Source organism: Photorhabdus aballayi, assembly GCF_026153155.1.
Taxonomy (GTDB): domain Bacteria; phylum Pseudomonadota; class Gammaproteobacteria; order Enterobacterales; family Enterobacteriaceae; genus Photorhabdus; species Photorhabdus luminescens.
This window is the reverse complement of record NZ_JAPFCD010000011.1, coordinates 62,069-80,420: the sequence shown is the minus strand read 5'-3', so window position 1 is coordinate 80,420 and position 18,352 is coordinate 62,069. Positions and strand designations below refer to the sequence as shown.

The following is an 18,352-nucleotide window of genomic DNA, read 5'->3' as shown; positions in this document are numbered from 1 at the left end:
CTTAACCCTGAACCCGTCGGTGCAATCCCGTCCCTCGCAACAATCGTATCCCCAACCAACTACCACACAAAGAGAGTAACAAGCTGCTGATTATTGGTAGTAACAGCCACATCTGCCATACAGGTTGCCACGGAAAATCAAATACTTTGGTCTGCAATAACCAAAGCGCAACCTCAGCGCCAAGTGCCGCAGTAAAACCCGCCATTAATCCAAGCAAAGCAAATTCATACCAAAGTGTACGACGTAGTAACTGCTTACTGGCTCCCAAGGTACGGTAAACCACCAGTTCAAGTTGCCGTTGATACATCCCCACCTGAACCTGCGCCAATAACAGTAATGCGCCACAGACCATGACCAACCCCACCATGACCTCCAATGCCTTACTTACCTGTTGCAAAATACCCTGAATTTGCTTAATCATCGTGCCGGTATCAAGCAGGCTCAAGGTTGGAAACTGACGATTAAGATCCGTCAGAAGGCGACCGTCTCCCTCATAATGGAAACTGGTCAGCCAGGTTTGCTGCTGATTCTCTAACGCTTGTTTCGGGAAAATAAACAAGAAATTTGGCCGTAAACTTTCCCAATCCACCAGCCGAATACTGCTAACTCTGGCGCTGAATTGCTGCGTATCGCCACTAAACGTTAGCTTATCGCCGATTTTGATTGCTAAACGCTCTGCAAGACCCTGCTCAATAGAAACCTCATCTGCTTTTGGCGGCCAATGGCCCTCCATCAGGGTATTAAATTGGGGTAATTCCTCTTTCCATGTCAGATTCAATTCCCGCTGTACCGTGTTGCTATCCGATTCTCTGGCCTCTGCCCACGCAATCGCTGACTGACCATTAATTTCCGTCAAGCGGGCCAATACCACGGGATAGAATGCCGAAGGTTTGACCTGATATTGAGCCAGCAAATTTTCTACTTGTGGAATTTGCTGTCCAGTCATATTAATCAGAAAATAGTTTGGACTATCCGGCGGCAATTGTTGCTGCCAACGGTCAAGCAAGTCTCCTCGGACCACCAGCAACAAAGCAAATAACATAAATGATAAAGAGAAAGCCGACAATTGAGCCACTGTCTGAAACGGCTGTCGCAGTAATCGATTAACCGCCAGGCGAAAACTGAGTTGACGAAGTTTCAGATGGCGTAATAACCACAATCCTCCCCAACCAAACACCGCCAGTAACAGCGCAACCATCACCATGCCTGCCAGTAACGCCCATAACATGGGCTTAGCGCCAACTAACAGACTCAGCCCGCTAATGACTACCAATACCGCTAACGGCAGGTAATAGCGCAACGGCCAAACAGGCGCGATAACATCATCACGCAACACCCGTGATGGTTGGGTTGCCATTAACTGCGTGTATGGACGTCCTCCTACCAGCAAAGCAATAACAGATAACGCCCCTAACGCCCAGATCCACGGCCAGAATCCTGCTGCGGGTAATGTTTTCGGCAACATAGGCGCCAGAATCTGCACAAGCAGATATTCAAACATCAATCCCAGAAGCGACCCCACCAGCGCCGCCGCAATAAGTACCACCAGCCATTGACCAATCACCCATTTACGCAACGCCCAACGCCCCGCGCCAAGTGTTTTAAGTACAGCAATCAAATCATGGCGGCTACGGCAGTAGTGAGTCATTGATACCGCTACCGCGGCGACAGCGAGTAATAATGTCAGCAAAGCCGATAACAACAAGAATTGCTGCGCCCTTTCAATAGATTTTGCCAGCGCCCCACTATCCTGTTTCAAGGTATACCAACGCTGATCCGCTTTAAGTTGGGGATCAATTAGCTGTTGATACTGATAAACCGCTTCTTTATCACCAGAAAACATATAACGATAAGTTAGACGACTACCGGGCTGAATCGCCCCGGTAGATTGCGCATCATCAAGATTAATCAAAATCCTTGGCGCAATCTGAAAGGGATTGAAACCACTGTCAGGTTCCTGAATTAATTCTCCGCTCACCTTAAGCGTGGTATCACCCACATCGAGATTATCCCCCACTTTGATTTTCAACAATTCAAGCAAACGAGGCGCGACCAGCACGGTGCCTTTTTCCGCTTTCAAACCCGGCGGATGGGTTTCCAACTCCCCATACAATGGATAGTCATGATCCGCCGCTTTTACATTAGCAAGTTGCGGAATATCCCCGGCATAAGTCATGGTGGTGAAAGAGAGCTGGCGACTCAATTTTAATCCCATTTTTTTCGCCTGCTGTAACCACTCATTGTCTACCGGATAAGCAGCACGCAGGACTAAATCCCCCGCCAGAAAATCCCGACTTTGGTAATGCACACTTTGATCAATGCGATCGCTTATCCTTCCTAAAGCCAGCACACAAGCTACCGCCAAGGTAAGAGATATCCAGACGATCAGTAAAGCAGGAGTACGCCATTCGCGCCAAAACCAACACCAAATCATCTTTCTTCCCTCAATTTGCCATCAATCAACCTCAAACAACGTTGACAACGAGCCGCTAGTTGACTGTCATGAGTCACCAGAATTAATGTTGTGGCATAATCACGATTTAGAGAAAACAGTAAATCAGCAATACGATCACCGGTTTGCCGATCCAGATTACCTGTTGGCTCATCAGCAAACAGAATTTTAGGCTGGCTGCTAAATGCCCGTGCCAACGCCACTCTTTGTTGCTCACCGCCAGAAAGTTGTGCCGGCATATGTTTCAAACGCTTCCCCAATCCCAATTGTTCAAGCAATTCAACCGCCTGTTTCTTGCTATTATTTTCAGACTCGCCACGTAATAAAGCAGGAAGTTGGACATTCTCCAATGCATTTAACGTCGGAATTAACATAAATGATTGAAAGACAAAACCGACATTTTCAGCCCGTAGTTGCGCTCGCTGCTCTTCATTCATCTGGCTTAAATTATGCCCTAGCAGCCGCACTTCGCCGTCACTGCCATCATCTAACCCGGCAATAATGCCAAGCAATGTGGATTTACCCGAGCCCGATTCTCCCACCAAAGCGATAGTCTGCGCAGGCTCGACAACCAACTCGACTCCCTGCAATATAGTGATCTTATTTTCTCCCTGACCAACGTGCTTACTAAGATGCTGAACTTCAAGAATACTCCCCGTTACCATTTACTTTTCCTTTTATTAGTGATGCTATTTGGCGCCAGAGCGACTGCGGCTGATACCCTTCTGATTCTCGGTGATAGCCTGAGTGCCGGTTACCATTTGCCTATTGAGCAGTCATGGCCTGCTTTGATGGAAAAAAAGTGGCGGAAATCCGGTAATAAAATCACGGTCATCAACGGCAGCATTAGCGGTAACACCGCCGCTCAAGGCCTAGAACGGCTACCTGAACTACTTAAACAACATAAACCCCGTTGGGTACTGATAGAACTGGGCGCCAACGATGGACTACGCGGTTTTCCCCCACAACGAACAGAACAAGATCTGCAACAGATCATTACTCTAGTGAAACAAGCCAATATTCAGCCTTTATTGATGCAGATCCGTCTGCCGCCAAATTATGGACGCCGTTATACAGAATCTTTTGCCAAGATTTACCCCAAACTGGCAGAACATAACCAAATTCCCCTGCTGCCGTTTTATATGGAGCAAGTCGCTATTAAACCAGAGTGGGTGCAACAAGATGGATTACATCCTAATCTGGCAGCCCAACCATTTATCGCCGATTGGATGTCTGACACACTATCAGCACATCTTAATTATTCTTAAGTAGTAAACTATTAGTTTCAACAAATTGATGTCTATAAGCAGGTAAAGTTATGCAAAAGTCAGTTCTTATCACAGGCTGTTCCAGTGGAATTGGTCTGGTGGCGGCCAAAACACTACATCAGCGGGGCTACCGAGTATTAGCAGCCTGCCGGAAACCCGCAGATTTACAGCATATGCGCGAGTTAGGACTGGAACCTATCGAATTGGATCTTGATGACAAAATGAGTGTTGAACGCGCCGCCGCCGAGGTCATCAGGCTAACCAATGGCCGTCTTTACGGACTGTTTAATAATGGCGGATTTGGTATTTATGGCCCGCTCAATACTATCAGTCGTGAACAACTGGAGCGACAATTCTCTACTAATCTATTTGGTACACATCAACTTACCTGCTTATTACTCCCAGCAATGCAACTTCATGGTGAAGGCCGTATTATCCAAACCAGTTCAGTTATGGGGCTGATTTCAACCCCAGGCCGCGGTGCTTACTCTGCCAGTAAATATGCTTTGGAAGCATGGTCAGATGCGTTAAGAATGGAATTAGCCGGAACAGGAATTAAAGCTTGTCTGATTGTCCCTGGCCCGATAAAAACACGTTTTACAGAAAACGTGAATCAAACGCAAAGCGATAAACCGGTCAGAAACCCTAGGATCGCCCGCCATTTTACCCTAACCCCCGAAGCCGTTGTGCGCAAACTGATTCATGCTCTGGAAAGCCCGAACCCCAAATTACGTTATCCAGTAACTTGGATAACCCACGCCGTCACTATTATGCGCCGGATTTTGCCAGGAAGAGTAATGGATAAAATACTGAGTAAACAGAGTGGTACAACTTGAAAGTTAAGAAAATAACCTCAATCTATTTAATCATACCCTGCGACAACCAAATTTAAGAGACTAATTATATGTTACCAACTTCTATTGGAATTAATGTTAACGAAAGCAACCTGCATCAAACCGTTGAGCAGTCTATAACTGTGCCTGTTTTATTTTATTTTTGGTCTGAACGTAGCCCTCATTGTCAGGAATTAGGCGTAACGCTGGATAAACTGGCAGCCGAATATGCAAATCAATTCATATTGGCGAAAGTGGATTGCGATAAAGAGCAAATGGTCGCTGCACAGTTTGGCTTACGCGCCATTCCTACGGTTTATATTATGCAACAAGGCCAACCTGTAGATGGTTTTCAAGGGCCACAACCTGAAAACGTTATTAGAGAGATGCTTGCTCGTGTATTACCGAAGCCGGAGGAGTTGAAAGCCGCTCAGGCTGAGGAGCTTATCGCCGAAGGAAAACATCAGGAAGCGCTACCGCTATTGAAGGAAGCCTGGCAATTAGCGCCCAAAAACAGTGGAATTGCACTTATGTTGACCGAAGTGCAAATTATGCTCAATAATATAGCAGAAGCCCAGGAAATTCTGAGTGTTATTCCATTACAGGATCAAGATACTCATTATCACAGTTTACTGGCTCAAATTGAGTTACAAAAGCAAGCGGCGGATACACCAGAGATCCAACAATTGCAACAAGAGTTCGCCATTCAACCGGAAAATGCAGAGCTGGCTGTTAAGCTCGCGCTGAAACTGCACGAAGTTAGCCGTAATGAAGAAGCTCTGGAATTATTACTCAGCTTCCTGAAAAAGGACCTTTCCGCTGCCAACGGCGCAGTACGGAAAACTATGATGGATATTATGTCTGCAATGGGGACCAGTAATACCCTGGCTTCGAAATACCGTCGCCAGGTTTATTCGCTGCTTTACTGATTTATTTAATTGTAAGGAATCGTTATGGATTTATTCGCTTTTGGTGCCGTACCTATTCTGATCTTCATTGCCGTGGTTATTGTCTTTACTTGCGTAAAAACAGTGCCGCAAGGCTATCAATGGACGGTAGAACGTTTCGGCCGTTATACCCGGACTTTATTACCGGGTTTGCATATTATCGTCCCTTTTATCGATCGCATTGGCCGTAAAATTAATATGATGGAACAAGTGTTGGATATTCCTTCACAGGAGGTGATTTCCCGCGATAACGCCAATGTTACCATTGATGCAGTCTGCTTCATTCAGGTTGTCGATCCTGTTCGGGCTGCTTATGAAGTCAGCAACCTTGAACTCTCCATCATCAATCTGACAATGACCAACTTCCGTACCGTTTTGGGTTCAATGGAACTGGATGAAATGCTGTCACAGCGTGATTCTATCAACAGTCGTCTATTGCATATTGTTGATGAAGCCACTAACCCGTGGGGGGTGAAAATTACCCGTATTGAAATCCGTGATGTGCGTCCACCAAAAGAGTTGATCTCTGCCATGAACGCCCAGATGAAAGCAGAACGCACAAAACGTGCTGATATTCTGGAAGCGGAAGGTATCCGTCAGGCAGCTATTCTGAAAGCAGAAGGCGAAAAACAGTCTCAAATTCTGAAAGCAGAAGGGGAACGTCAATCGGCATTTCTCCAGGCAGAAGCACGTGAACGTGCCGCCGAAGCAGAAGCTCGCGCAACCAAAATGGTGTCCGATGCGATTGCTGACGGTAACATGCAGGCAATTAACTATTTTGTTGCCCAGAAATATACGGATGCACTGACCAGTATTGGCGCCTCCGATAACAGCAAAGTCATTATGATGCCTCTGGAAGCAAGCAATCTGATGGGTGCGATTGGCGGTATTACTGAATTGATTGGCGAAAGCAAAAAAGGTAAATAACCATGATTGCACAGATTGCGGCTCAAACACCCTGGCTCTGGTTCTCTTTTGGCGGCTTACTGTTAATTGCAGAGCTTCTGGGAACCGGCGGCTATCTGTTATGGACGGGTATAGCCGCTATCGTTGTTGCGTTTATCACCTGGCTGTTACCAGGAATAGATTGGGAATGGCAAGGCGTTTTGTTTGCCACTCTGACGCTGCTTTCTGCAATGCTATGGCGCTATTGGTTACGTCGCCGCCCGTCAAAAGGCAGCGATGCCCTGAACCAGAAAGACCACCAACTTATCGGTATTCGAGCCAAGCTGATTAGTGATACCGACAATGGTTACAGCCGAATCAAACTGGCCGATGGAAGCTGGCGAGTCTATTGTGACAGTGAACTACCCGCCAATGCCGAAGTGGAAGTCATTGCTGTGGATGGCATTACACTGAAAGTAAAACCGGTCAGTTTTCAGTGATGAGAGCAACAACCTGATAAATGATCTATGATGGGGCATTCCGCCCCATCATCTCCAGGGCACTCTTCCGCCAAAGATAACAATTTACTTCTCATTTTCTGCAACTCTTCAATCGCCTTTTCTATTTCAGCCGCTTTATGCAATGTTGCCGCTTTTACATCAGCGCTGTGACGATTAGGGTTGCGAAATAACACTAAGAACTCACGGCATTCGTCAAGTGTAAAACCGACCTGTTTTGCCTGACGCAACAGCGTTAGTTCATCAATATGTTTCTGCTGATAATAACGGTAGCCGTTATCTCCCCTTTCCGGCGGTGTAATCAGATCTTTTTCTTCATAAAACCGGATAGCTTTGCTGGTAAGACCGGTTTTTTGGGCAATCTCACTGATGTTCATTTTTTCCCCTTGACCTTACCCTTGCGGGAAGGTTTAACCTTCGCAACAAGTCAGAAACTTACTTGAACTGTGTAGATATTCATCACTAATTATCACACAGGTGTGAAGAATAATTACATCACTATGTGTTAGGAGTTTTTTTATGTCATACACAACTATTTTAGCCTTGCAGGGGCTTTCCTGTATGCACTGTGTTAATCGTGTGAAAAAAGCGCTAGACGATCGTACAGATGTGGAACAGGCAGATATTACGATTGATTATGCCAAAATAACCGGCGAAGCCTCTGCTGAATCATTAATTGAAACAATTAAAGCCGCCGGCTACGACGCGATAATCGCCAACCAGCCTGATGTTGAACTGACACTCTCTGGCTTGAGTTGCATGCATTGTGCAGGCACGACACGTAAAGCGCTGGAAGCCGTAGAGGGTGTTATCGCCGCAGATGTGAATACTGAAACGGCTAAAGTTTACGGTAAAGCCGATGTTGATACTCTAATTGCCGCCGTTGAGCAAGCGGGTTACCACGCAAAACTGAGTTCTAGTCAAAATTGCCCAAAATCTGAGCCGCTGACATTATCTGCCTCAAACAGACCGGAACCTTTGGCAGCGGCAACCTCTTCTGTTCCGGTCAAAAAAACTGACGCTTCCGTTGTGAGTGATAGCGATGAGAGCATCCAATTACTGTTGGACGGCATGACTTGTGCCAGTTGCGTGAATAAAGTTCAGAAAGCATTACAAGGTGTTGCTGGCGTGGAAAATGCCAGAGTGAATCTTGCTGAACGCAGCGCTTTAATTACCGGCAGTGCTTCACCGGAGGCACTGATTAAAGCGATAGAAAAAGCCGGGTATGGCGCAGAACTGATTCAGGACGAAACTGAGCGGCGTGAACGCCAGCAACAAGTTTCTGACGCTAATATGCGTCGTTTTCGTTGGCAGTCAGCATTAGCATTGGTCGTCGGTATTCCCGTGATGGTGTGGGGCATGATCGGCGATAATATGATGCTCACACCTGAAAACCATACTATCTGGTTGACTATCGGCGTTATCACGCTGGCTGTGATGATTTTTGCCGGTGGTCACTTCTATCGCAGTGCGTGGCAAAGCCTGAAAAACGGCAGCGCCACAATGGACACATTAGTGGCATTGGGAACAGGAGCAGCATGGCTTTACTCCATCAGTGTCAACCTATGGCCAGATGTTTTTCCACCACCAGCCCGTCATCTCTATTATGAAGCCAGCGCGATGATTATTGGTCTTATCAACCTGGGTCATGCTCTGGAACAGCGTGCCCGTCAGCGTTCTTCAAAAGCACTGGAGCGTTTGCTAGATCTGACACCACCGACTGCCCGTGTGGTGACAGAAGATGGCGAAAAAGAGATGCGATTGGCTGATGTCAAACCCGGCATGACGTTACGTTTGGCAACCGGTGATCGTGTTCCCGTTGATGGTGAAATCATTCAAGGTGAAGTTTGGATAGATGAGGCAATGCTCACCGGTGAGCCAATTCCACAGCAAAAATCCAAAGGCGATAACATTCATGCCGGTACGACGGTGCAAGACGGTACCGTGCTGTTTACTGCTGCCGCAGTTGGCAGCCAGACAACATTAGCACGAATTATTAAACTGGTCCGTCAAGCACAAAGTAGTAAGCCCGAAATTGGTCAATTAGCAGATAAAATCTCCGCCGTATTTGTTCCCGTTGTTGTCGCCATTGCCCTGATTGCCGGTGCTATTTGGTATTTAGTGGGGCCAGCGCCACAAATCATGTATTCATTGGTCATTATTACTACCGTATTGATTATTGCCTGCCCCTGTGCCCTTGGGTTGGCAACCCCTATGTCAATTATCTCTGGTGTCGGCCGAGCGGCAGAATTCGGGGTACTGGTTCGGGACGCTGATGCACTGCAACAAGCTAGCGCATTGGATACCATTGTTTTCGATAAAACCGGTACGCTGACGGAAGGTATGCCTCAAGTGACTGATATCCATACTTTCAATGGGTATAGTGAACAAGAGGCTTTACGTTGGGCTGGCGCACTGGAACAAGGTTCTAACCATCCATTGGCTAAAGCCATTCTTGCCAAAACCGCAGGACTGACGTTGCCACAAGTTGAACAATTCCGCACTCTAGCTGGACTCGGTATTAGTGGTGAAGTGAATGGCACAACACTGTTGCTAGGTAATCAAGCATGGCTAGAACAAAATCAAGTTGATACGCAGGAATTAAAACCACTGATTGCGCAACAATCAGAACAAGGCATCACACCAGTTATTCTGGCCGCAGGAGGGAAAGTTGCGGCAGTGCTATCAATTCGTGACCCACTACGTGAAGATACGATTACTGCATTGAAACGATTACATCACCAAGGTTACCGTTTAGTGATGCTAACCGGTGACAACCCGGTGACTGCCAATGCGATTGCAAAAGAAGCAGGGATTGATCAAGTGATTGCGGGTGTATTGCCTGATGGTAAAGCTGAGGCGATTCAAAAACTACAGGCAGCAGGTCGCAAGGTTGCTATGGTGGGGGATGGTATTAACGATGCTCCTGCCCTAGCGCAGGCTGATGTGGGCATTGCAATGGGAGGCGGCAGTGATATCGCCATTGAAACCGCCGCAATAACACTGATGCGCCACAGTCTACACGGTGTGGCCGATGCGGTTGAACTGTCCAAAGGCACTCTACGCAATATGAAACAGAACCTATTGGGCGCATTTATCTACAACTCGTTGGGGATTCCCATTGCAGCCGGTGTGCTCTATCCCTTTACCGGAACCCTGTTAGATCCGGTGGTAGCAGGTGCAGCAATGGCGCTCTCTTCAATTACGGTAGTGAGTAATGCTAATCGATTACTGAGGTTTAAGCCTAAAACCACGAAAATGAGTTAGCTTTAGCGATATTGGGGTAAATTGTAAAAATTTGTCATCCCTGTACTCTTTACACTTTTACCCTATCATCCATCGCCAATTCGCGGACAAATTACTTCAGTTATAACCACTTATGCCGGCTGGCTGCGATCAACGCAGCCCAACTATCGGGCGGATTTCCTCTTCCTAGCATCTTCTCGAAGACCGAATAGGGATCGGACTTACTACCTTCCGAACGCAAGGTCTCCTCATCGTTGACCCAAGCATACACAATGATCCTAGCCCTAGAATCATAACGGAAGAACAAGCGGAACCTTCGACCAATCTTAGCTCGTCGCCAGTGGCGATAGGCTTCTCCTAAGGTGTTACCTTGCCGATACTCGTCCCGAGAAGGATCACTTGGTACCACATCCAGAATCAATTTGCTCAACGCCCGAAACAGCTTGACACTAGAGTTGCTCTCGAACCCGTGTGGGTCACTCTGCTCGGCCCTTTTTACTGCATCATGCAGCTTCTGAAGCTGTTGTATCACACATGAGTGATATAGCAGTGTCCATCCATGTCTTTGCATCAAATCACAACATCTCCGTCAATATTTTCACTCAGATCGATAGCGTGACCAGCATTGTACTGCATAGCCTCTTCCAATTCTTTAGGTAAACCACTCACATGGTGCCCAACCTGAATATCCTCAGACAATAGATCAAGGAATGCCCCAATGACAGGATCTTCATGCTCAATTCCTACACAGGTCACGACTATCTCACCATTACACAACTCAAAGGCCAACTTACTACCTGTACCAATACCTAATGCCTGACGGATAGACTTAGGTATCGTTATCTGACCTTTGGAAGTCAATGTTGCAAATTCATAGATAGATGTCATAACAAATCTCCAATTATCACTTTCATCAAAGTGTAAGGAATAATCCTTACATCGTCAAGATAATCTAGTTTAGGTTTATTTCACTTTAACGGTGAACACCAATCTACTGACTCTCTATACCAAAAGACTGTGATAGTTGCTAAAAGGCTAGCAAGGTAAATGGAAGGAGCAAAAAAAATCTCCTTGTATACTGAAGGAACATTCTATGGAAATAAATAAAGGTACAGCAGAAGTACAGCTATAATATTAGCCTGAAGTATAGTCACCTTAAAAATACAAATGCTAAACCGGAGCACCAATGGGACGACTGATTAAACACCTTACTAATATATTGGGAATCAATTCTTTCCACCATTATCCCTATCCCGCTCACGATATTACACTGGCAGGCGATAGACATTTGCATCTGGTAGGCAGTATTCATATGGGGACGCAGAATATGTTCCCACTTTCGGAAATATTGCTAGAACAGCTTAATCAGTCCGATACCTTAATCGTGGAAGCAGATATTACTCAGGCAGATTCCCCATTTCATGATGAGTTTCAATCATATCACCGTATCGAACAACGTTTATCTCCTGAGATGTATCAGAATTTTCAGGACTGCTGCCATGAAATCCAGCAACAGGAAGAATTCCTCAATCTATTACCCTCATGGCAAATCGCTTTAATTTTACAAGCTGGACAAGCACAAAACCTTGGATTGCATCCCCACTACGGTATCGACTATCAGCTCCTGAATGCAGCCAAAGCTCAAGGGAAAACGATTATTGAACTAGAAGGTACTGAATCACAAATTAATTTACTTAATCAAATTCCCAATAACGGCTTGCCGCTACTGGAAGATACATTAACCCATTGGCACGCAAATGCCCGCGCTTTACAAACAATGATCAGTTGGTGGATGGATTACCAACCTAAACAACAAGAACATGCTTTACCAACCACTTTCAGTAAAGAGATATACCAACTATTGATGACTGAACGTAATAAGCAATGGAATAAGCGCTTACGAGAATTACCTGCCGGTCGATACCTCGTTGCTGTTGGCGTTTTGCATCTATACGGTGAAGGGAATTTGCCCCAGATGCTGGCAGAAGGACAGGATTAAAAAAAGGCCAATATTACATATACTGCTATAATAATATTGGCCCGTCAAAGAGGAATAACCTGTCATTTTCGTTATTCTTAGTTCGGGATATTACCTGTTTGTATACAAGCAACAGAGCCGTAGTCAGATTATCAATTCCATCATTCCATTTCATCCTTTATCCTTAATTACAAAATCATCCTATGTAATGAAATTATGACACCTGCGATCATTTTGTTAGAGAAACAGAAAGTCACCTTTACTCTTCATACCTATGAACACGACACAAATGAGCATAACTTTGGTGATGAAGCAGTGAAGAAATTAAGACTCAATGCCAAGCAGGTATTCAAAACTTTGCTGGTTGCACTTAATGGTGAGGCTAAAAATTTGGTGGTAGCCGTCACCCCCGTTTCAGGTGAACTGGACTTAAAAAAGATCGCCAAAGTTTTTAAAGTCAAAAAAGCAGAAATGGCTGATCCCAAAATCGCCCAGAAAGTAACAGGGTATCTCGTCGGCGGGATCAGTCCGTTAGGACAGAAAAAACTCTTGCCAACGATTATTGATAATCAAGCGCAACAGTTTCCAATTATATTTGTCTCTGGTGGTAAACGAGGGTTGGATATTGAATTGGCACCGTCTGATCTCTGTGGGTTAGCGAAAGGCAACTTCGCAGATATTGCAAAAGTTTAAACTATTACCCAAAAAGGGCTGCCAAAATTGCAGCCCTTTCGATTTATCTTTCCGTCAGGGATTATTGATAAATAATTTCACCCTTTGGCTCATAATCAGCCGCTTTCAGTGGTGAATGCTTCTCGATATAATCCTTTAAAACTTCTGCATCAACAAAACCGGTATTAACATAAGTTGGATAATTATCAACACGTGGATAACCATCCCCACCAATAGCGTTAAAGTCAAGCATTGCCATACGGTAAGTTTTATTTGGCTCTAGTGGTTTTCCACCAATTTTTACCTCTTTAACACCTTTACCATCAGCAATCAGGCTAACATTCACAAACTGTGCATAAGCACCAGAGTCCACCTTCATATTAGCAATCGCCGCCAGATACTGTTCAATTTCGCTGCCTTTCATATCAACGTAAACCAATGAGTTGGCAAATGGATGCACTTTCAATACATCTTTATAAGTGATATCGCCTGATTCAATTGAATCGCGAATGCCGCCGCCACTCATAATCGCGAAATCAGCGTCAGTACGTTCCATCATGGCAGAAAGGACAACATGGGCCATATTAGTCTGAACAAAACGAACTTTGCTGCGATCCCCTTCCAATTTACCCTCAATAGACCCCACTTTTACATTAAGCTGTTTATCGCCTCTATCCTGATATGGCGTCAATAACCGCATCATTTCCGGGTCTTGGGCAATTCCGTGAGTATAGTAAACGCGCTCAGTAGAACCATCTCCCTTCTGTATTTTCTTTTTGAGGTTAATGGGGATCAACTGATAGTGAGTTAACTTTAATTCACCATTACGAAATTGGAAATCAGCTCGACCAACATATTTCCCCCACTCATGGGCCTGGACAATCCAGGTACCGTTCTGGCGATCCGGCGAACATGGCGTTCCCGGTACATAATCGATCTGCTTATAATTTTTATTTTCCGCAGACATACAGACCGGATCTTGTGAGTGACCACCGACAATCATATCCAGATAGCCCGCAGGCAAACTGCGAGCCATTTCAACATCACCCGGCGCATTAGAACCATGATTACCATCGTCATAGTGTCCCATATGGGTTGCGGCAATAATCACATCTGGCTTTTCATCTCTCTTAAGTTCTTCAACCACCATTTTGGCTTCTTTCGCAGGAACACGAAATTCAACATCAGGAAAATTAGCCGGGTTACCAATTTTCGCCGTATCATCAGTCGTCAGGCCAATAACCGCAATTTTCACGCCTTGTTCATCGAAAATAGTATAAGGCTTGAACAAACGTTTGCCGGTGCTGGTCTGGTAAATATTGGCCGACAGAAATGGAAAATTCGCCCACTTTTCTTGTTGACGCAGTATTGATAGAGGATTATCAAACTCATGGTTACCCAATGCCATTGCATCATAACCCACCAAATTCATGCCCTTAAAATCAGGTTCGGCATTTTGCAAATCAGATTCTGGCACACCGGTATTAATATCTCCGCCGGAAAGCAGTAACACACTACCACCTTTTTTCACGACCTCTTGACGGATTTCATCAACTACCGTTTTTTGAGCAGCTAAACCATACTCACCATAATCGTTATGCCAAAAATGACCATGATGGTCATTAGTGTGCAAAATAGTAATGTCATAGGTTTTGTCTTTCTCCCATGCATTTGCGATTGCTGGAAGTAATGCTACAGATACAACCAAAGCACAAGCTGAGGTCTTGAACGAGAGTTTCATGGTATATCTCCATGCTTTTTTTAGTGAATTGCCATGCAAAAACAGCTTTAAAAGCCAACAAGGCGGGATAAATTGATCATTTCTTGAGATAGGTTATGTATGTTATGCAGTTACTAGATATCGAACATGTTTTATTTCGTGTTTACAAGTGTACTATAAAACTATATCCAAGATAGTAAAAAATCAACTCTCTGATTAATTATGTATTAAAATTCAACAAATTAACCAATATATAAGATAAGTTGGCTGCGAATATGAGTGAACAGAGCAATACGACTACAGTCCCATCTCACACAAGAAAAACCAGGAATACCGTTTTTACTATTCTTGGCGCAATCAGTATTTCACACTTATTGAACGATATGATCCAATCGCTGATTTTGGCGATTTATCCTTTATTGCAATCAGAATTCAACCTAAGTTTCGTGCAAATCGGTATGATCACACTGACCTATCAGATTACCGCCTCTTTATTACAACCACTGATAGGTCTCTATACTGATAAACATCCACAGCCCTATTCATTACCTATTGGAATGAGTTTCACTTTGTCCGGTCTATTACTGCTGGCCTATGCCAACAATTTCCCGTTAATTCTATTAGCATCTGCATTAATTGGAACAGGTTCTTCGGTATTCCACCCGGAATCTTCGCGCGTAGCACGTATGGCATCCGGCGGCCGCCACGGATTAGCCCAATCGCTTTTTCAAGTCGGCGGTAATTTTGGCAGCTCCCTTGGGCCTTTGCTAGCGGCTGTGCTTATTGCGCCCTATGGCAGAGGCAACGTTAGCTGGTTCTCTCTGGCTGCATTACTCGGTATCATTGTGCTGCTACAGATCAGTAAATGGTATAAAGCTCAGAATTACATCAAGAAAAATCAAACCAAAACTGACCTTGCCGTCAAAGTTTTATCAAGAAAAGCCGTGATAAGTTCCTTAGTTATTTTGCTAATCTTAATATTTTCCAAATATTTTTATCTCACCAGTATCAGTAGCTATTATACTTTTTACTTAATACACAAATTTGGCATTTCCGTACAAAGCGCCCAGTTTCATCTGTTTATTTTTTTATTCGCAGTGGCGGCAGGAACCATTATTGGTGGACCGCTTGGAGATAAGATCGGCAGAAAGTATGTTATCTGGATATCTATCCTCGGCGTTGCACCTTTTACATTAGTTCTGCCTTACGCTTCTCTGTACTGGACAAGTATTCTATCAGTGATTATTGGTGTGATTCTGGCATCTGCGTTCTCTGCAATCCTGGTATACGCTCAGGAACTTATTCCAGGTAAAACCGGGATGGTATCTGGCCTGTTTTTCGGGCTGGCTTTTGGTATGGGAGGTATTGGCGCAGCGGTACTTGGCGATATTGCAGACAGAACAAGTATTGAACTGGTTTATCAGATTTGTGCTTTTCTGCCGTTACTTGGCATATTTACCGCTTTATTACCTAATATAGAAGATAAGAACTAGAAAAATCACCATACAACCCCACATAGAAGTTAATTTTTATGTGGGAATAGTGCTTGTTTACCTCATAAATATTCAAATAGAGCAGCAAAAATACCTGTTACGGGTAATTTAATCCTTTCAACCCATATTTTTTGATGTTTTACTCATTTTTTTAGCGAATTTACCTCGAATTATCTATAAAATACCGTTACACCTACCTCTTCACTCTGCTATTCAATAGCCTCAGCAAGAAGGAGTTTCAATGGAGCACTCGACACCACTTATCACCACTATCGTTGGCGGGTTCTTTATCGCTTATCTGCTTGGTATGCTGGCACAACGCCTGAAAATCTCACCGTTGGTTGGTTATCTTACTGCGGGAGTACTCGCTGGTCCTTTTACTCCTGGTTTTGTCGCTGATGCATCACTGGCCCCCGAACTGGCAGAAATTGGTGTCATCTTATTGATGTTTGGTGTCGGACTGCATTTTTCACTCAAAGATCTGCTAGCAGTAAAATCTATTGCTATCCCCGGCGCTATTGCACAAATACTGGTCGCGACCCTACTCGGAGTAGGTCTATCAACAATACTGGGTTGGGAATTATTTAGCGGCATCGTCTTCGGCCTCTGTCTATCAACCGCCAGTACCGTTGTTCTGTTACGAGCGCTAGAAGAGCGTCAATTGATTGATAGCCAACGAGGTCAAATAGCTATCGGCTGGCTGATTGTCGAAGATCTGGCGATGGTGCTGACTCTGGTATTACTGCCTGCGGCTGCCGGTATTCTTGGTAATAAAGAAGCCAATATCGGGCAGTTAATTATGGAACTTGCCATGACCGTCGGCAAAGTTATCGCTTTTATCCTGCTGATGATTATTGTTGGCCGCCGTCTAATCCCGTGGGTATTGGCAAAAACCGCGAGTACCGGCTCCAGGGAACTATTTACCCTTGCCGTGCTGGTAATCGCCTTAGGTATCGCTTATGGTGCCGTTGCTCTGTTTGATGCCTCATTCGCACTAGGGGCGTTCTTCGCCGGTATGGTATTAAACGAATCAGAACTCAGCCACCGTGCCGCCCAAGATACGCTGCCTCTCAGAGATGCTTTCGCCGTATTGTTCTTCGTTTCTGTCGGCATGCTGTTCGACCCAATGGTCCTCATTCAACAGCCGCTATCGATACTGGCAACGTTGGCAATCATTATTATCGGTAAGTCCGCTGCTGCAATGTTACTGGTAAAGATGTTCGGCCACTCACGCCGGACCGCGTTGACAATTTCAGTCAGCCTGGCGCAAATCGGTGAATTTGCCTTTATTCTGGCCGGTCTTGGCGTTGCACTTGGCCTGCTTGATGCTAATGCCCGTAACCTTGTTCTGGCTGGCGCGATTGTTTCCATCATGCTAAACCCAGTTCTCTTTAGCCTGTTGGATCGCTATCTGGAAAAAACGGAAACTATTGAGGAGCAGTTACTGGAAGAAACGCTGGAGGAAGAGACGCAAATTCCTGTCGATATCTGCGGTCACACTATCGTTGTCGGCTACGGACGTATCGGCAGCTTGCTATGCCAGCGCTTGCAGGAAAAAGAGATCCCTCTGGTTGTTATTGAAAACACCAGAGCCAAATTTGAGGAACTTGGTGAACAAGGTATCAGTGCAGTCATGGGCAACGCCGCCAGCAAAGATATTATGTCACTGGCACGCTTGGATTGCGCCTGCTCCCTTCTACTGACCATTCCTAATGGCTATGAAGCAGGTGAGATTGTTGCTAGTGCAAGAGAGGCGCGCCCAGATATTAATATTATTGTCCGAGCTGACTATGACGATGAAGTTACCTATATCACGGAGCGTGGAGCTAGCCACGTCATTATTGGCGAGCGTGAAATTGCCAAAACAATGGCAAGTGTATTAGCCAACAGTGAACAAGGCTATCCAACTGAGCCTCCCCCCGCGTCGCCCTTTTCGCCATTACTTTGAAAAAATGCGACTATTGACGGAGTAATTCCCTATTCATTACCGAGTAGGGCTTTCCCTTCTATCCTATAGTGAACCACTGAACCGCCCTTATCACTTTAAATACCAGTGATAAGGGCAGTTCAAAGGGGAAAAACTTTCAGCTAAAGTCTCGGTCTACTCAATTCTGTACAACAAAAATCTATCGGATTATCAATTAATCCTTAGCCCATTCAAAACAAGATTCAATAATTCATTGAGGTAAATGTTTTTTATTAATTAGGGAGGGTAAATACCATGCATTGAATTTTTTGCATTGCTTAGCATGATCATGGTATTTACCCAGCTAAAATAGAGACACTCTACACAATTTCAGCTACCTTCAACCACTATTAGCCTAAAATGAAAAAGCCAAT

General features: G+C 44.9%; 16 protein-coding genes. 10 read left to right on the top strand and 6 right to left on the bottom strand.

All coding sequences use genetic code 11. The features are described from left to right. Window position 1 precedes the first annotated feature (1 nt). Both ybbP and ybbA read right to left on the bottom strand, forming a co-directional pair. Entirely contained in the window at window positions 2–2,434 is a 2,433-nt protein-coding gene (gene ybbP / locus OO184_RS08325) for a putative ABC transporter permease subunit YbbP (RefSeq protein ID WP_265378769.1), read from the bottom strand. Beyond that, the gene (gene ybbA / locus OO184_RS08320; protein WP_265378768.1) at window positions 2,431–3,117 is read right to left on the bottom strand and encodes a putative ABC transporter ATP-binding protein YbbA; all 687 of its coding nucleotides are present in this window, start codon (window positions 3,115–3,117) and stop codon (window positions 2,431–2,433) included. The genes ybbP and ybbA overlap by 4 nt, the downstream gene beginning before the upstream one ends. Here ybbA and tesA point away from each other — a divergent pair. The 5 genes from tesA (at window position 3,088) to OO184_RS08295 (ending at window position 6,885) form a co-directional block, all read left to right on the top strand. Beyond that, window positions 3,088–3,720 (top strand): multifunctional acyl-CoA thioesterase I/protease I/lysophospholipase L1, encoded by a 633-nt coding sequence (gene tesA / locus OO184_RS08315; protein ID WP_265378816.1) that lies wholly within the window; start codon window positions 3,088–3,090, stop codon window positions 3,718–3,720. The genes ybbA and tesA overlap by 30 nt on opposite strands. Window positions 3,721–3,770: 50 nt before the next feature. Beyond that, the gene (locus tag OO184_RS08310) at window positions 3,771–4,556 is read left to right on the top strand and encodes an SDR family oxidoreductase (RefSeq protein ID WP_049582524.1); all 786 of its coding nucleotides are present in this window, start codon (window positions 3,771–3,773) and stop codon (window positions 4,554–4,556) included. 68 nt (window positions 4,557–4,624) lie between these two features. After that, on the top strand, window positions 4,625–5,482 hold the full coding sequence (locus tag OO184_RS08305) for a co-chaperone YbbN (RefSeq protein WP_265378767.1): 858 nt from the start codon (window positions 4,625–4,627) through the stop codon (window positions 5,480–5,482). A 24-nt stretch (window positions 5,483–5,506) separates the two neighbouring features. Next, entirely contained in the window at window positions 5,507–6,427 is a 921-nt protein-coding gene (locus tag OO184_RS08300; RefSeq protein WP_036775200.1) for an SPFH domain-containing protein, read from the top strand. A 2-nt stretch (window positions 6,428–6,429) separates the two neighbouring features. Next, complete coding sequence (locus tag OO184_RS08295) at window positions 6,430–6,885, top strand: NfeD family protein (protein ID WP_265378766.1); 456 nt, start codon at window positions 6,430–6,432, stop codon at window positions 6,883–6,885. Here OO184_RS08295 and cueR read toward each other — a convergent pair. Continuing rightward, on the bottom strand, window positions 6,879–7,280 hold the full coding sequence (gene cueR / locus OO184_RS08290; protein WP_265378765.1) for a Cu(I)-responsive transcriptional regulator: 402 nt from the start codon (window positions 7,278–7,280) through the stop codon (window positions 6,879–6,881). The two genes, OO184_RS08295 and cueR, sit on opposite strands and share 7 nt — an antisense overlap. Before the next feature lie 142 nt (window positions 7,281–7,422). On the opposite strand from cueR, the gene copA reads away from it, so the two are divergent. Next, window positions 7,423–10,170 carry a copper-exporting P-type ATPase CopA gene (copA, locus tag OO184_RS08285; RefSeq protein ID WP_265378764.1) on the top strand — a complete coding sequence of 916 codons (2,748 nt, stop codon included), beginning with the start codon at window positions 7,423–7,425 and terminating at the stop codon, window positions 10,168–10,170. Window positions 10,171–10,270: 100 nt separating this feature from the next. Here the strand turns inward: copA and OO184_RS08280 are convergent, their stop codons facing one another. After that, complete coding sequence (locus OO184_RS08280; protein ID WP_265378763.1) at window positions 10,271–10,720, bottom strand: type II toxin-antitoxin system YhaV family toxin; 450 nt, start codon at window positions 10,718–10,720, stop codon at window positions 10,271–10,273. Next, window positions 10,720–11,037 (bottom strand): type II toxin-antitoxin system PrlF family antitoxin, encoded by a 318-nt coding sequence (locus tag OO184_RS08275; RefSeq protein ID WP_265378762.1) that lies wholly within the window; start codon window positions 11,035–11,037, stop codon window positions 10,720–10,722. Before OO184_RS08275 ends, OO184_RS08280 begins: the two co-directional genes overlap by 1 nt. Window positions 11,038–11,335: 298 nt before the next feature. Between OO184_RS08275 and OO184_RS08270 the strand changes: the two genes are divergently transcribed. Together OO184_RS08270 and ybaK are read left to right on the top strand one after the other, a co-directional pair. Beyond that, the gene (locus tag OO184_RS08270; protein WP_265378761.1) at window positions 11,336–12,148 is read left to right on the top strand and encodes a TraB/GumN family protein; all 813 of its coding nucleotides are present in this window, start codon (window positions 11,336–11,338) and stop codon (window positions 12,146–12,148) included. A gap of 195 nt (window positions 12,149–12,343) precedes the next feature. Next, on the top strand, window positions 12,344–12,820 hold the full coding sequence (gene ybaK, locus OO184_RS08265; RefSeq protein ID WP_265378760.1) for a Cys-tRNA(Pro)/Cys-tRNA(Cys) deacylase YbaK: 477 nt from the start codon (window positions 12,344–12,346) through the stop codon (window positions 12,818–12,820). 61 nt (window positions 12,821–12,881) lie between these two features. On the opposite strand, the gene ushA is transcribed toward ybaK, so the two are convergent. After that, window positions 12,882–14,540, bottom strand: coding sequence for a bifunctional UDP-sugar hydrolase/5'-nucleotidase UshA (ushA, locus tag OO184_RS08260; protein ID WP_265378759.1), 1,659 nt, complete (start codon window positions 14,538–14,540; stop codon window positions 12,882–12,884). A 254-nt stretch (window positions 14,541–14,794) separates the two neighbouring features. Here ushA and OO184_RS08255 point away from each other — a divergent pair, with 254 nt between their 5' ends. Next, on the top strand, window positions 14,795–16,012 hold the full coding sequence (locus OO184_RS08255) for an MFS transporter (protein ID WP_265378758.1): 1,218 nt from the start codon (window positions 14,795–14,797) through the stop codon (window positions 16,010–16,012). A 241-nt stretch (window positions 16,013–16,253) separates the two neighbouring features. Beyond that, entirely contained in the window at window positions 16,254–17,960 is a 1,707-nt protein-coding gene (gene ybaL / locus OO184_RS08250) for a YbaL family putative K(+) efflux transporter (RefSeq protein ID WP_265378757.1), read from the top strand. Window positions 17,961–18,352 lie beyond the last annotated feature (392 nt).